This is a genomic window from Psychrobacter sp. NG25 (assembly GCF_015234355.1).
In the GTDB taxonomy this organism is placed as follows: domain Bacteria; phylum Pseudomonadota; class Gammaproteobacteria; order Pseudomonadales; family Moraxellaceae; genus Psychrobacter.
Genome location: NZ_JADGMV010000001.1, coordinates 109068 through 123773, shown reverse-complemented (window position 1 = coordinate 123773; position 14706 = coordinate 109068). Strand labels below are relative to the sequence as shown.

Annotated in this window: 11 protein-coding genes; 9 read left to right on the top strand and 2 right to left on the bottom strand. The window is 44.7% G+C overall.

The annotated features are described in order from the left end of the window. Window positions 1-41 precede the first annotated feature (41 nt). The 5 genes from IPZ60_RS00500 to IPZ60_RS00480 all read left to right on the top strand — a co-directional run bounded on the left by IPZ60_RS00500 (window position 42) and on the right by IPZ60_RS00480 (window position 5812). Window positions 42-2159: an acetyl/propionyl/methylcrotonyl-CoA carboxylase subunit alpha gene (locus IPZ60_RS00500; protein WP_194195944.1), complete on the top strand. Its 2118-nt coding sequence runs from the start codon at window positions 42-44 to the stop codon at window positions 2157-2159. A 59-nt stretch (window positions 2160-2218) separates the two neighbouring features. Beyond that, window positions 2219-3139, top strand: a complete 921-nt coding sequence (locus IPZ60_RS00495) for a hydroxymethylglutaryl-CoA lyase (RefSeq protein ID WP_194195943.1) — start codon at window positions 2219-2221, stop codon at window positions 3137-3139. A gap of 217 nt (window positions 3140-3356) precedes the next feature. Then, the gene (locus IPZ60_RS00490; protein WP_194195942.1) at window positions 3357-4544 is read left to right on the top strand and encodes an isovaleryl-CoA dehydrogenase; all 1188 of its coding nucleotides are present in this window, start codon (window positions 3357-3359) and stop codon (window positions 4542-4544) included. Window positions 4545-4682: 138 nt separating this feature from the next. After that, entirely contained in the window at window positions 4683-5213 is a 531-nt protein-coding gene (locus IPZ60_RS00485) for an energy transducer TonB (protein ID WP_194195941.1), read from the top strand. Between the two features lie 110 nt (window positions 5214-5323). Further along, window positions 5324-5812, top strand: a complete 489-nt coding sequence (locus tag IPZ60_RS00480; protein WP_194195940.1) for an energy transducer TonB — start codon at window positions 5324-5326, stop codon at window positions 5810-5812. Between the two features lie 104 nt (window positions 5813-5916). On the opposite strand, the gene IPZ60_RS00475 is transcribed toward IPZ60_RS00480, so the two are convergent. Then, window positions 5917-6639: a pantothenate kinase gene (locus IPZ60_RS00475; protein ID WP_194195939.1), complete on the bottom strand. Its 723-nt coding sequence runs from the start codon at window positions 6637-6639 to the stop codon at window positions 5917-5919. A gap of 83 nt (window positions 6640-6722) precedes the next feature. Then, a complete protein-coding gene (locus IPZ60_RS00470) occupies window positions 6723-7730 on the bottom strand; it encodes a biotin--[acetyl-CoA-carboxylase] ligase (protein WP_194195938.1) in 1008 nt (335 codons plus the stop codon). 193 nt (window positions 7731-7923) lie between these two features. Between IPZ60_RS00470 and IPZ60_RS00465 the strand changes: the two genes are divergently transcribed. The 4 genes from IPZ60_RS00465 (at window position 7924) to IPZ60_RS00450 (ending at window position 14594) form a co-directional block, all read left to right on the top strand. Beyond that, window positions 7924-8727, top strand: coding sequence for a sulfite exporter TauE/SafE family protein (locus IPZ60_RS00465; protein WP_194196338.1), 804 nt, complete (start codon window positions 7924-7926; stop codon window positions 8725-8727). Window positions 8728-8777: 50 nt separating this feature from the next. Continuing rightward, window positions 8778-9299, top strand: a complete 522-nt coding sequence (locus tag IPZ60_RS00460; protein WP_194195937.1) for a hypothetical protein — start codon at window positions 8778-8780, stop codon at window positions 9297-9299. Between the two features lie 297 nt (window positions 9300-9596). Next, a complete protein-coding gene (locus tag IPZ60_RS00455) occupies window positions 9597-10538 on the top strand; it encodes a hypothetical protein (protein WP_194195936.1) in 942 nt (313 codons plus the stop codon). Between the two features lie 66 nt (window positions 10539-10604). Then, the gene (locus IPZ60_RS00450; protein WP_194195935.1) at window positions 10605-14594 is read left to right on the top strand and encodes an AAA family ATPase; all 3990 of its coding nucleotides are present in this window, start codon (window positions 10605-10607) and stop codon (window positions 14592-14594) included. The last annotated feature ends 112 nt before the right edge of the window (window positions 14595-14706 follow it).

The window sequence follows — 14706 nt, the reverse complement described above, 5'->3', positions numbered from 1 at the left end:
GATAAGACATCAAATAAAAACGATAACACACAGGGATAGTTATGTTTTCTAAAATTCTAATTGCCAACCGTGGTGAAATTGCCTGCCGAGTAGCCGCGACTGCCAAGCGTCTGGGTGTCAGCACCGTCGCTGTCTACTCTGATGCGGATCGTGAGGCTAAGCATGTGGCTGTCTGTGATGAAGCCATCTATTTGGGCGGTTCGGCGCCGAAAGACAGCTATCTTAAAGGCGATGCGATTATTGCGATAGCGCTTGAAACTGGCGCACAAGCGATCCATCCGGGTTATGGGTTTTTAAGCGAAAACGCTGATTTTGCGCAAGCCTGTCAAGATGCAGGTTTGGTATTTATCGGTCCATCAGCTGATGCTATCCGTGCTATGGGCGGCAAGTCTGAGTCCAAGCGTTTGATGGAAACAGCTGGCGTGCCATTAATACCGGGCTATCACGGTGACAATCAAGATGCAGAATTTTTGCAGCAGCAAGCCGATAGTATTGGCTATCCTGTCTTGATCAAAGCCAGTGCAGGTGGTGGCGGTAAAGGTATGCGTATCGTGGAGCAAAGTAGCAATTTTATTGACTTGCTAGACTCATGTCGCCGTGAAGCCATTATCAGCTTTGGTGATGATAAAGTGTTGGTTGAAAAATACGCCTTAAAACCGCGCCATATCGAAATCCAAGTATTTGGTGACACGCATGGCAACTATGTGCATTTGTTTGAGCGTGATTGTTCCGTACAGCGCCGCCACCAAAAAGTATTAGAAGAAGCGCCCGCACCGGGTGTTGATATTGCGATGCGTGAAGCGATGGGCACCGCTGCCATCGAAGCGGCTCGCGCGGTCGATTATGTTGGCGCAGGCACGGTCGAGTTTATCGTTGAGCAGCGCGAAGATTCTATGAATTTTTATTTTATGGAAATGAATACGCGGTTGCAGGTTGAGCATCCAGTCAGTGAAGCGATTACTGGTGTCGATTTGGTCGAATGGCAGCTGTTGGTAGCCGCAGGTCAGCCATTGCCAAAAACCCAAGCCGACCTAACTATCAACGGTCATGCAGTTGAGGCACGTATCTGTGCTGAAAATCCTGACAATAGCTTCTTGCCCGCGACAGGTACATTGTTTACGTATCAAAAACCTGAACACAGCACCTTTATGATTGATAAAAATGGTACTGGCGTGCGTATCGATGATGGCGTGCGCGCAGGTGATGTGATTAGCCCATTCTATGACTCTATGATTGCCAAGCTCATCGTTCATGCGCCGACTCGAGAGCAAGCGTTAGCCAAGCTCGATCGAGCACTTGCCCAAACGCGTATTGTAGGTTTGCCGAATAACGCGGCATTTTTGCGCTATATTTTAAATACAGAATCTTTTAGCAAAGCCAATCTCGATACTGCATTGATTGAGCACGAGCGTGATGCGATTTTTAATCAGCAGCCTTTAGCTTTATCGACGCTGGTTGTGACCGCCATTACTCAAAAGCTTGCGAGCGAGATGGCAACGCAAGAGTCAGATATCGATCCATTTAGCAAACCTACTGGCTTCCGTGCTTATAATGATTACACTCGCTCATTTAGCTTGGTTTATGATAAGAGTGCTTATACGGCCCGCCTGAGTAATTGGCACAATGCAAATTGTTCTGATAGTAAAAAGGGCAGCGATAACCTCAGCAGCTTTACGCTCGTTATTGAAAAAGAAGTCGCGAATACACAGGATAATAGCAATATCAATGTAGCTGCTCAGACTGAAACGGTTTATGAAGGTCAAGTGGGCTATGTCAGTAGTGACGAACACAATCATACGTTATGGTTAGATGGTGCACGTACTAGCGCGCAAAGCTGGGTGCATAATGAGACCGTTTATGTGTTCACAGACAGTGGCCGTGACGAAATTACGCTTGTTGATATCATGGTGCACGTAGGCGAAGAGTCCGCAGCGGTCGGTAGCTTAAAATCACCGATGCCAGGACAGGTTGTTGCCTTTAAAGTAGCGGTTGGCGATACCGTGAAAAAAGGTGAGCCACTGGCTGTTATTGAAGCCATGAAAATCGAACACACAATTACTGCACCAACGGATGGTGTAGTGGCAGAATTGTTATTTGGCGCAGGTGATTTGGTCGCTGATGGTGACGAGCTATTACGCATCGATAGTGAAAGCGAATAGCTGACCAAGCCTAATAAAAAAGCCTCACAGAAAGGCGAATAATAAAAAGGATGATAAGTATGAGCCATTCGTATCCAAGCCATGTCACCATCGTTGATGTCAGCCCGCGTGATGGACTACAAAATGAGTCAACGACGGTACCGACTGAGGTTAAGCAAACGCTTATCAATGATTTGATTGCGGCAGGTGTCAAAAAGCTGGAAGCGACCAGTTTTGTTTCGCCAAAGTGGGTGCCACAAATGGGCGATAACAGCGAGTTGCTCGACGCACTAGCGCCGACACGGCAGACGGAGGTTTGCTACTCGGTACTGGTACCCAATATGCGCGGTTTTGAAAATGCCATTTTGCACCGTCCTGACGAAATCGTTATTTTCGGCTCAGCCAGCGAAACCTTTAGCCAAAAAAACATCAATTGTAGTATTGATGAGAGTATCGAGCGTTTTGCGCCAGTGGCAGCGGCTGCAAAAGCGCAGGGTATCAAAGTACGCGGCGTTATCTCTTGTACAGTCGGCTGTCCTTATGAAGGTGACATTGACCCAAGCCAAGTAGCGTATGTGACAAAGCGTCTAGTAGAGATTGGTGCTGAGCAGATTGGTATTGCCGATACTATTGGAGTTGGTACACCGCTCAAAGTGCAACGAGCATTACAAGCTGCATTAGAATATGCTGATATCTCTATGCTATCAGGGCACTTTCACGATACTTATGGTCAAGCATTGAGCAATACGCTAGCCGCACTACAAATGGGCGTCAGTGAGTTTGATACCTCGGTGGCTGGACTGGGCGGCTGTCCTTATGCCAAAGGCGCAACTGGTAATGTCGCAACTGAAGACGTGGTTTATATGTTGCACGGTATGGGTATCAGAACCGGTATCGATTTAGATAAATTGGTCGTCGCAGGCGAGCGTATCAGTGCGTTCTTAAAGCGTCCAAATGGTTCAAACGTGGCACGTGCCTTAATCAATAAACGCCATCAATAAACGTCAGTCTTAAACAGCATAGTCAATCCACTATAAAAGTATGACAGTATTAACCTCGCGTGAAGTATTCAATATACATCGACACTCGGTTGCCTTGTCATACTTTCACATTGAATTGACTACGACTTCAAAAATGACATTATAAATACAGTTACAGTGGTTTTAAAAAACAGATTGAAATTCGAAATTTAAAAATATCAAAACACAAGGAATGGTTATGAGTTTACCTGGATTGAATTTTCAGCTTGGCGAAGATATTGATGCCCTACGCGATATGGTACAGCAGTTTGCAACCAATGAAATCGCTCCACGTGCAAGCGAAATCGACAGTAGCGATGAATTCCCAATGGATCTATGGCAGAAGATGGGTGACATCGGTCTACATGGCATTACCGTTCCTGAAGAGTACGGCGGCTCTAACATGGGCTACGTCGCACATATGGTTGCGATGGAAGAGATTAGCCGTGCTTCGGCATCGGTGGCGCTGAGCTATGGTGCGCACTCAAACCTATGTATCAATCAAATCAAACGTAATGGTAGTGAAGCGCAAAAACAAAAGTATTTGCCAAAGCTGGTCAGCGGTGAGTTCATCGGTGCATTGGCAATGAGTGAGACGGGCGCTGGCTCAGACGTCGTTAGTATGAAGCTCAGAGCTGAAGAAAAAGACGACAGCTATGTGTTGAACGGCACTAAAATGTGGATCACGAATGGACCAGATGCGGATGTGATGGTGGTCTACGCGAAGACCAATCCGGAGCTAGGCGGCAAGGGCATGACGGCCTTTATCGTTGAAAAAGGTATGGAAGGTTTTGGCACAGCGCAAAAGCTTGATAAGCTTGGCATGCGTGGTAGTCATACGGGCGAGATGACCTTTAACAATGTGACCGTACCAAGTGAAAATATCTTAGGTGGTCTCAATGAAGGCGTTAAGGTATTGATGAGTGGCCTAGATTATGAGCGTGCCGTATTGGCCGCAGGTCCTATTGGTATCATGCAAGCCGTGATGGACAATGTGGTGCCTTATATCCATGATCGTAAGCAGTTTGGTCAAGCGATCGGTGAGTTCCAGCTTATCCAAGGCAAAGTCGCAGACATGTATACGATACTGCAAGCAGGTCGTAGCTTCTTATATACGGTCGGGAAAAACCTCGATATGTTGGATGCGCGCGGTGCCGGTCATAGTCGCGAAGTGCGTAAAGATTGCGCCAGTGTGATCTTATGGTGTGCCGAAAAATCCACCTGGATGGCAGGCGAGGGCATCCAAATATTTGGCGGTAACGGCTATACCAATGAGTATCCACTTGGTCGCTACTGGCGTGATGCTAAGCTGTATGAGATTGGCGCAGGCACCAGTGAAATCCGCCGTATGCTAGTTGGTCGTGAGCTATTTAACGAGACCAAATAAAGCGAGACTAAATAAAATGTAACCACGACTTAAAAGTTAACTTTTATCGAATAATTTTATTTTAAAATCTAAAAATGTGCTACGTTATATGTCTTATAGCGTGGCACTTTTTAATGACTGAAATAAAAGAATTTTACAATGACCCATACATCACATACCAAGCTAGCCTTTAATAACATAGCTTCCAACAAGACAGCTTCTCATTTTCTCACCAATATAAAATCTATCGGTATTTATAGTCTATTAGTCACTATGTTTGGATTGTTTACGATGACAGCGAGTATAACGCCTGCACAGGCAGAGCTGGTTGATTTGTCTAGTCCTGAACCCGTTATTCAGTTTGCTGGTCAAGATGCTAGCTGGTTGAGACCACCAAATTTTGATCAAGTTGTTCGTTCTATGGATAAACGCTTAATTAATTGTACGTATTATATCGATGGGGACGATTTAAAGCCTTGTGGAGGAAGGGTTTTCAAAATGGTTTTTTCCTTAAGCATTGTTAAGCAAGGTAGTATCAGAAGCGTAAAAGTGATTGAGAGTAGTGGTATGAAAACTATAGATGCTGCTTTTGCTAGAGAGCTTAAGAGGGCTCGTTTCAAGCCTTTCTTAATAAAAGGAAAGGCTGTAGCGGCAAACATTAAGCTACCGATTGTATTTACAGCACCATAACTATCGTATTTAAGTCAAAAAAAGCAGGACGACTAAGATGTACTGCTTTTTGATCATAACTTATGAAGGCTAATAACACATACCACTAGCTACTTAATACGATCAAAATAATGCGTGAGACTACTTATATCATGACCCGTAAATCACATACCAAGCTAGCCTTTAATAGAGATTCTCAATTATTAACCAACATAAAATTTATCGGTGCTAATAGCCTATTAGTCACTATGTTTGCATTATTTACGATGATAGTAAGCACCACGCCTGCACAAGCAGAGATAGTTGATTGGTCTGAATTAGAGCCAGTTACTCAAGTCTCTATTAATAATGCATCTTGGGTGAAAATGCCTATGTTTAGAATCGAACCTCATTGTATAAATACTATGAGTACGGGCACCAAACTCAACCTTTTGTTAGATGTATCGGTTGATAAGCAAGGCAAAATTACTAGTATGAAAATCATAAAAAGCAGTGGTAATCGATGCTTGGATAGAAGTGCTATCCAACAGGCAAAAAGGGGCCGAATGAAGCCATTTATGATTAAGGGGAAAGCAGTAAGAGCAAGGTTTAGATTACCTATTGAATATACAGCACCATAGGCAGTAATAGAGAATTCAGATTTTTTTAAACCAAAAAAAGCAGTACGCCTAAGACGTACTGCTTTTTCTATTCTAACTTTATAAAATACGACAATGCATGTCAGTTATTTACTATGATCGAAATATCGTGCCAGACCATTTAATAATAGATCATCACGCAGACGTACCGGACGGTTGACGTGCTGCGAGATAATGGCTGCATCACCACCCGTCATGATAACTTCAAAGTTGGGATGGCGATGGCTAATCTCATTGATGGCACCGACGATTGATAATAGTATGCCGCGATGTACCGCATCTTGTGTGGTCACACCTTGGCTGACACTGTCGAAAGTCCCGTTAGAGATGGTGATTTGCTTGGTACCAGAAAACAATGACTCACGTTGCAGGTAGATACTGGGAAAGATATAACCGCCCAAATGCTCAGCATGATCGATCAAATCAATGGTCACTGCTGTACCGCAACCAATCACACATTGACGCTTTTTCTTATCGACTGCGCCTAGCATTTGTAGCCAGCGATCACAGCCGAGCTGCTCATCGTTATATTGACTCTTCATTAGCGGGTGAGCGGCGTCGACATGGACGAATTCAAACGGAATATTAAGCCGGCTTAAGGTCTCTGATACCTTGGCATTCAGCTCGTCACCTAGTACAGATGAGATACCAATAAAGTCAGGGGCAAAACGCTCAAAGCGATCCGTCAGACCCATTAGCAATTCGGCTGGTGCCTGCAAATGTTGTTTGGCATCATGTGTGACTATCTGACCGATATCATCGGTGAGCCAGTATTTCAGGCGGGTATTTCCAAGATCAAGCCAGAGCATAAAATTCCCTTTATATACAGTGAAGCAATTATCAACATCCTATCCTGATAGCTACTGCACTTTAGTGCTCGTTGATTAAACGATTAAGTCGTTTGAATAACGTCAATGCGTCCGGTGAAAAGTGCAGAAATCTTACCGTTATCTTGGCGCAATTGCAAACATCCATGTGTATCGATACCACAAGCGTAACCCGTGAGTATATTGGTTTGACCGTTATGCTCTTGGGTCACACGTAATCGCAGTTCGCTTAGTGCATCCATCGAGTCAAACTGCTTTAAAAAGCTGTCCAGATAATAACGATGTCCCGTTGGTTTTTCTATACTTAGGTGCTCAAAGCGCGTCATCGCAGCCATTAGCGCTTTACTCATTTGCTGATAAAGCACACGTAAGCTCGGTAGACTGGCAGCCTGCGCTTTTGGCTGTAGTGTCTCAACAATATCTTGTAAGCTAATCGCTTGATAACTCATGCCTTCAGAGGTTTGCGCAGTTAGCTTTGGCGTGGATTGGACATTGAGACCCACACCTATCACCAAACCAACCAGTTTGCCTGCTTGCGATACGGGTTCAATCAAAATCCCAGCAAGCTTATTAAACGGCAGTGTCTGCTGGTTTAATTCCGTGTTATGCACATCAGCGCTATCTAAGGCAGATTGGCTTTGAGACTGATTTTGACTTTGACTTTGACCTTGGTAAAAGCCCAAATCATTTGCCCACTTCACGCCGATTGGCGTCAGTCCTTGCATTTGTAATTGCTCGTTTAGCACTTGGATGACGGGCATTTTTGCCAGCTCTACACCGATAATTAGTGACAGTAAGCCACTAACGGGTATGTGAACAGGATGATAGAGCGATAGGTAGGCATTGCCACGCGGTGATTGCCATGAGCGCCCGTGTTGTCCGCGACCAGCGCTTTGGGTTTCAGCGGTTAGCAAGTGCATCTCGGCCGCATTTAATGTGCCATTCTGTACATCAGCTATTAGCTCGCTATTGGTAGAGGCGCTACTGGTAAGATGGCGATGATTCAGCTCAGGTAAATGCTCAAGTGTTAATGACTCTGATGCAGAATCAGAGGATTGGCTATATGTCGGCATAAGTTTATTCTATTTGAGTAATGTCGCTGGGATAATTTTTGATATACTGGGCGGTTTTCGATAGAAATGAAAGTTGGTTAGGTTAGATAGCATAAAGATCGGGTTGCGATTTGGCAAATGCAATTAATAGTATTGATAAGCAAGATAGAAAATAAAATTTGAAAAACAAGCGTGATAAAAGGTTAATTCGATGATGCTATATGTGTGGTTTGTGATTGCAGGGGCGTTTGCTGGCGTGAGTGCTGGATTGTTTGGTGTTGGCGGCGGCATGATTATCGTTCCGGCACTGGTATGGATTTTTACCGCATATGATTTTTCGCCAGAAGTCGTCACACATTTGGCGATTGGTACGTCACTGGCGACCATCGTTGTGACCTCGATTAGCTCACTTACTGCTCATAATAAGCGCGGCGGTGTACGCTGGGAAGTATGGCGAAAAATGGCACTGGGTCTGATCGTTGGTAGTCTGGTGGGCGCGGGTGTTGCGGATATGATTGACGGCAAGGTACTACAAGCCATTATCGGTATTGGTGCGCTTTTGGTTGCGATAAAGATGCTGTTTTTCTCTAATAAAGAACAGTTGGGCAAGCCGTTACCTTCTGCTGGTGTCCAGTTTGGTGCTGGTACAGGCATTGGTATGGCATCGTCTATCTTCGGTATTGGCGGTGGTAGTTTGACCGTGCCGTTTTTGAACTGGGCGGGATTACCGATGAAACAGTCAGTTGGCACTTCAGCAGCGTGCGGTCTACCAATTGCACTGGCTGGCGCAGCGGGGTTTGCATGGTTCGGTCAAGACGTGGTCAATCTGCCTGAGGGCACGATAGGATTTGTGCATATCACGGGATTTTTATGCATCTCAGTGGCTAGCTTTGCGATGGCAAAAGTCGGTGCCAAGCTTGCTCACGTATTGCCTGCGCTGATGCTTAAGCGTGCGTTTGGCGTGTTGTTAGTGTTTGCTGGTGGACAGTTGTTATTGAGTGGGATTGGGGTGATTTAGAGATACCAATTGTTCGATTATTTCAGATGATATTATTTTAGGGAATATGAGTGGATGCATTAATAGCGGGTGTTATCGGTGTGATAGCTGGAGGAGGAGTTTCGTTCGTAGCAAATTACTTTTTGAATGTTCAAAGGTATAAGCAGGATACTAAAAGACAAAGCTCTGACCATAATCATAATCTTGCTAAGCAAAAAACTGAGTATGATTACGAGCGACAAATTTTCCTAAGACAAAAGTATGAAGATTTGGTGTTTAGGCTTATTGATTTTACTAATATTCTGAAGACTATTAGTTCGCAATTATCTCAATTAGAAAGTGGAGCTAATATAGATACTGCTGAGTTCGATGAAAAAGGTGCAAAAATTGAGATAATCACTGTTTTATATTTTCCAGAACTAACTATTGATTGTGAATGTTTTTTAGCGGTTTCACGTAAGCTTTTTTGGGCTCATGGTTATAATGGTAGTTCTGAAGATGTTGATAGTAGAGAAGTATTGCAAGTAAGTTTTAATAAAGCCTTTGATACACTATACGATAAGATTAAGAACCATATTTCAGAATATACTTAACAATGTATATACCCTAAAAAATCACCCCAACTTCAGGTAGAATAGCCGCCTATTTTTGCTGCGTTTATTGATCCTTTATGCGTCTAAAACCTCTAAAGCCAACAAGGCTTTAAATATCTTAGATAAACTTGGCATGTTGTATAGTCGATTCAATTTAAAAGTAGTACAAGGCAACCGAGTGTAGACGTATATGTGATACTTCAAGCGAGGTTAACGCTGTCATACTTTATAGTAGAATGACTATAGCAATGACAAACCTTTATAAAGCTAGTGTGTAAACCATGAGACATGATTAGTATGAAAGCTGCAGAAAAATACCGCCGTGTTTTCGGCTCAATGAGTCATCTAAAAGACCAGATATCATGGACGACTGGCCTCTCTAATATGGTAGAGTTTTTGGCATGGGAGCCAAAGCAGGTTCTTGGTATCACTAAAAAGCAATATGTGCGCCAAATCATTGAATGGGCAACCCATCCTGAGCTTACGGGCAAAAATATAGAAGAAATTGAGCAATCAATCATTAAAAAGCTCAATACAAAAATGACTGAGTCTGAGCAGTTAGAGACCTATTCAACGCAAACGATGGGCATCTGTAATGTAAGAGAAGCCGTTCGCCGCGTAAAATTCTTTTCTGAAGACTATCTCAATAAAGAATTCGATATATTTTTGAGCTTGTGTAGTGATGTCTACTTAGATTTATTTTATCAGCAATTTATCAACTTTGAGCCAAGTGGATCATGGTCGACACATGGTAACAGCGGCATGTTTGAAAACAGTACAGAGCTAAAAGCGATGTATATGGATAACTTAGCCTATAACAATCAAGCGAACGTGCTGGTAGCAAATGAGTTAAAGCTCACTGGTCAGAAAAACCCAGACCAAATCCTAAAGTACTGCCTAATGTATGAGCATCTATTAGAAAAAGGCTTTATTGAGCAGGGTACAAAGTTTCTACTGTTATTTATCGGTGGTGACGCGCTAAAGCAAAACAAGCAAACGCTCGTAGACCGAGAGCTGGCGTTATGTCATAAAAGACCGAGGAAGTATCAGCATCTACTAAGAACAGAGCTGTTAGAAATAGTCGAGCATTTAGAAGTGGCAAGTATCTCTTGGTCCGCTCTTATTGAGTTTAACAATCGATATTTAGTAGAAAATGACACCTGCCAAGTGGAACAAAAACTGCTGAAGGGGTTTCATCAAAGCCTTGAATCAAAATCGTTTATGCAGTTAGCTGTTTAACCCTAAAAACCCACCACAATTTAAGGTAGAATAGCCGCCTGTTTTTGCTAAGTTTACTGATTCTTCATGCGTCTAAAATCCCTAAAGCTGGCAGGCTTCAAATCCTTTGCCAATCCAACGACTTTTACCTTCCGTCATGGCATCACCGCCATTGTCGGGCCAAACGGCTGTGGCAAATCCAACGTGATTGATGCCATTCGCTGGGTGCTGGGTGAGACCTCTGCCAAGCAGTTACGCGGTGGCGCGATGAGTGATGTCATCTTTGCTGGTACGCAAGACAAGGCTGCCAAAAGTGTCGCCAGTGTCGAGCTGACGTTTGAGCATACGCAAGATGAGCATACCGGCATTCGTCATGAGTTTAACCTGTACCAAGAGCTGTCCGTTCGTCGTCAGGTCAATAAGGATGGCCGCTCGGATTATTTCATCAATGGCACGCGCTGTCGTCGCCGTGATGTGGTCGATGTGTTTTTGGGTACGGGACTTGGTGCGCGTAGTTATGCGGTGATTGAGCAAGGCATGATTGGACGTATTGTCGAATCTAGCCCCATGCAGCTGCGTGAGTTTATTGAAGAGGCAGCAGGCGTCTCACGCTACCAAGCACGCCGTGAAGAAACACAAAAAAAACTAGAGAAAACACAAGAAAACCTAGCACGTCTGCATGATATGCAAAGCGAACTGGTTAGCCAACAGAAACGCTTGTCTAAGCAAGCCGCCAGTGCGCAACGTTATGAAGAGCTGGCGTTGACGCTGGCTGATATCAAGCAACAACTGGCCATTCAGCAGTTGTATCAAGCCAAGCATACGCAGCAGCAGCAAAAGATCGCTCATGAGCGCAGCACTGCCGAAGTCGCTACATTGCAAGCCGACTATGAGACGTTAAAAGCCCAACAAGATAAGCTCGCCACCCACATTAACCAAGAGCAATGGCTCAAGGATGATGCCCAAAGCGATCACTATCAGCAGCAGCTAGGCTACCAACAAGCTGAGCACGAGCTGAGCGATGCCAAATCACAATTGACCGTGATTAATCAGCAACTCGCGAGCTTGGATCAGCAGCGTGCGCAAGCAGTGGGTGAGATAGATCGATTAAAAGCCGAGCAAGCCGAGCAGCAGAGTATATTAGAGTCGTTACGCCCACAGCTCACTGAGTTGACGGGTAGACGTGATACGCATAAGCGCAATGAGCAACCGTTACAACGCGCATGGCATGACGCGCAAAACCAGCTATCACGCTTGCAAGATAATTCGCGCATGCTTGAACAGCAGCAAGCCATTAATAGCCAAGCACAAAAACGTCATCAGCAAAACCATGACAAATGGCAGCGCCGCCAGCAAAACTGGCAAAATCTATGGCAGCAATTACAGCAGTCATTATCAGCATCTAGCAATAATAAGGGTTTTGATAAAGAATTTGATAAACGCTCTGATGAACAAGCGTCAGCGGATGCACAAAACCTACAGCAGACATTAGAGACGCAAGTTGCAGAGCTGAATAAACAGTTGCAGCAGATAGAGCGTCAACAAGACAGCATCGATGAGCGTCTGTCGGAACTACAACCGCAAGCGCATGATTTACAGCAGCGCTTGAATACGCAGCAGCGTGAGTTGAGTGAGCATGAGAAGCGTCACGCGGTATTGGCCAGTGAATATGATACCCTGCATCAGATATTGCATCCAAAACCTACGCTGCAAAACCAACAGCAAGCCTCTGTCTCTACAGCAGGTAATCTAGAAGCTAGTTCGGAAAGCAATGTTGTCAATCGCTATAACGAATTGGCTATCACCACCTTGCGTGAGCAGATTGAGCTGAGTGAAAAAGGGCAGCAGCACGCCGCGCTACTCGATAGTGTCTTGGCATTATGGCTAGACAGTCATGTACTGTTCTCTAACCAATCCAATCAATTAAACGTTGACAATACGAGCGGTGATATTGAGAAAGCGAACAGCTTATGGCACGTGCTTGAGAGTGACCTAGCGGATATCGTTACTTATCAAACAGCACAAAATGAGCAGGCTAATACAGAACATAAGTCTTCAATAGAGAGTGGTCATAGCTTGTGGTTACCTGCTAAAAATGAGGCAGCTACAACGCCATTTATCAACCATTTACCAGACAGCTTAATTGATAGAGTAATGCCATTATCACAGCTGATTAAGCAGCCAGTATTGGCGCTTTGGCAGCAGTGCTATGTATATATTGCGCAATCAGAAGCAACCAGTCAGCAGACGCTTGAAGACTTTGCCAATATCTTAAAAGCGTTGCCATCGTCAGCTATTTTGTTAACCGCAGACGGTTGGCTGATCAGTCGTCAGGGTACAATTAATCTGAGTAAGTTTATAGGTGAGCAAGATAGTCAAGGTGAGAGCAATAGCCAGTTTTTAACACAGCGATTGCAGCAGCGTAGCCGTTTGCAAGCACTAGAAGATTTGCTAGATGAGTTTGAAACCAAAATACAAGCTACGCAAAAGACCATTGCAAAGAATCAACGTGACTATGATGCGTTAACGGTCAATATAGAAGAAACCCGTGCACAAGCAGATCAGCTCACCCGTGATAAACATAAATATCAGCAGCAGCTAACGACTCAGCGTGCCAATGCTGATCGTCTACAAGCAGACAGCCAGCGTCTCATGGCGGACAAATCTGCCCTTGAGCAAGAGCAGTTAGAGTTAGAACAAGAGTTAAAAACGCTCACTCATGAGCAGCAAGATATTCAAAGTCAGATAGTAGCGTTAACGCCGCAAATATCTGATGCCCGTGCGACCAGTCAGCAACTACAGGCTGAGCGCAGTGAGCTAAATCGTACACGTCAAGCCGATGATGATGCATGGCAAGCATTGCAGCTGCGTATCCAACAGAGCGAGATGCGCTTAGAGCACAGTGTCAGTAGCCTTGCGCGCGCGACGGCGCAATATGACCAATCGCTACAGAGCGAACAGCAGCTAAAAGCAAGTCATCAGAAGCAGCAGGATAAGCTACCAGACTTGCAAGCAGCATTACAGACGGCGCAGACAGCACGAGATAAGCAGCAGGTGCTGTTGACCGAGCGTGATACCGCATTGGCTGCGCTAAAGCAAGACTATGCTCAGCAGCAGACAGCGTTGGATAGCGTGCAAAATACGCTACAAGTTCAGCAGGGTAAGCTTGCGAATCATGCCACCGAGTTGGCACTAAGCATGGCGCGTTTGGACGATGCGAGCACTCATACTCATGACGCTTTAGAAGCATACTATAAGGTGAGCCATAAATATAAAGCGGTATCAGAGCTAGCCCAGCAGCAACAAGTGATGAGCGTCTCAAATCTACTTGCTGATTTTATCGCGCATGATCGTCGTGTGCGTCCAGATAAAATCGCTGAATTAGAATCTGAACGCGCCACGCTTGAGCAGCAGCTTAGCAAAATCGGCCCTGTCAATTTGGCAGCAGTGGCAGAGTTGGATGAGGTCAATGAACGTCTAGAGCCATTGGCGCAGCAGACAGCAGATATTGCGGCTAGTATGCAGACGCTGACAGCAGCGATTGAGTCTATTGATGAGACGACTAAAACCCTGTTTATGCAGACGCTAGATGCCGTTAATACCGAGCTTGCCAATTTATTTGCCAAAGTCTTCGGCGGTGGTCAAGCCAGTTTGACGTTGAACACAGACGATATGCCAGCCAACATCCCTGCTGACAAGCACAAGTCAGAACAGTGGCGGGCAGGGCTGACCTTAATGGCACAACCAAAAGGCAAGCGTAATAGTCGCCTAGCTGTGCTGTCAGGTGGTGAAAAAACCCTCACCGCGTTGAGCTTGATTTTTGCGATATTCAAGCAGCATCCCGCACCTTTCTGTGTGCTCGATGAAGTCGATGCGCCACTTGATGATGCCAACGTCGAACGCTTTACCAGTTTGATTCATGAGCTAGCAGATGATTTGCAGTTTATTTTTATCAGTCATAACAAACTGACGATGCAGATTGCTGACGAGCTAAAAGGCATTACCATGCCAAGCGCAGGTGTTTCTACGTTAGTCAGTGTCTCGTTAGATGAAGCCGAACGCTATATTACCGAGTAGCTCAAATAACTGATATAGTCAAATCTATATAGATCCGCTACATCGTTATCCTCGCTAAGCATACTAATGTATAACTTGCACTTGGTTTCCTTGTATCGAAATTATTTAAATT

Excerpts from the sequence above, each read along its gene's own strand:
- IPZ60_RS00465 (WP_194196338.1), top strand. The coding sequence starts at position 7,924 with ATGCTATATGTGTGGTTTGTGATTGCAGGGGCGTTTGCTGGCGTGAGT.
- IPZ60_RS00490 (WP_194195942.1), top strand. The coding sequence starts at position 3,357 with ATGAGTTTACCTGGATTGAATTTTCAGCTTGGCGAAGATATTGATGCC.
- IPZ60_RS00480 (WP_194195940.1), top strand. The coding sequence starts at position 5,324 with ATGCGTGAGACTACTTATATCATGACCCGTAAATCACATACCAAGCTA.
- IPZ60_RS00475 (WP_194195939.1), bottom strand. The coding sequence starts at position 6,639 with ATGCTCTGGCTTGATCTTGGAAATACCCGCCTGAAATACTGGCTCACC.
- IPZ60_RS00500 (WP_194195944.1), top strand. The coding sequence starts at position 42 with ATGTTTTCTAAAATTCTAATTGCCAACCGTGGTGAAATTGCCTGCCGA.
- IPZ60_RS00450 (WP_194195935.1), top strand. The coding sequence starts at position 10,605 with ATGCGTCTAAAATCCCTAAAGCTGGCAGGCTTCAAATCCTTTGCCAAT.
- IPZ60_RS00485 (WP_194195941.1), top strand. The coding sequence starts at position 4,683 with ATGACCCATACATCACATACCAAGCTAGCCTTTAATAACATAGCTTCC.
- IPZ60_RS00455 (WP_194195936.1), top strand. The coding sequence starts at position 9,597 with ATGAAAGCTGCAGAAAAATACCGCCGTGTTTTCGGCTCAATGAGTCAT.
- IPZ60_RS00470 (WP_194195938.1), bottom strand. The coding sequence starts at position 7,730 with ATGCCGACATATAGCCAATCCTCTGATTCTGCATCAGAGTCATTAACA.
- IPZ60_RS00495 (WP_194195943.1), top strand. The coding sequence starts at position 2,219 with ATGAGCCATTCGTATCCAAGCCATGTCACCATCGTTGATGTCAGCCCG.